At 65.4% G+C, this 483-nt stretch carries 1 pseudogene; it reads right to left on the minus strand.

The window, feature by feature from the left end:
- A pseudogene (locus tag GSQ92_RS22090) lies at window positions 1-458 on the minus strand (ISNCY family transposase); the annotation flags it as partial.
- Window positions 459-483 lie beyond the last annotated feature (25 nt).

The following is a 483-nucleotide window of genomic DNA, read 5'->3' on the forward strand; positions in this document are numbered from 1 at the left end:
GGCGCCGGGTTATCCCAGTCAGAGAAAGTGCGGATCGGAACGCTGCGCCGGATTGCCGTCGAGGCTTTGCGCCGCCGCGGCCCCGTGGCGCTGATCCTGGTTTCTCTCAAGGCGCGATCGATCGTGGCCGGGCTCATGGCGAGCAATTGCTCGCGTGCGCCACTGCTAATGCCGGAATGGCCGTGACGCTCCATCGCCTCGATCAGGGGCGCCAGCAAGGGCTGAAGCCGCTTACCGCAAATTCGATCCGACGCCTCCCAGGCCATGACAAGCGCGGCGCGCAAGTCCTCGCCATACACCCATCGCCCCGGCCGCGAACCCTTTCCCGACGCCGGCGTAGCGCCTCGTAGCAGTCGCATCGCGTGCTTGCGGTGATGCCCCGTCAGCGCTACGAACTCATCCAGAACCTTGGTCTTATCGCTCCGCCTGGCCGAGACGTACCTCTCAGTGATCGCCACCACCAATTCCCGACGTGTCGCCATG

Origin of the sequence: Acidisoma sp. S159, assembly GCF_009766125.1 — a bacterium.
Taxonomy (GTDB): domain Bacteria; phylum Pseudomonadota; class Alphaproteobacteria; order Acetobacterales; family Acetobacteraceae; genus Acidisoma.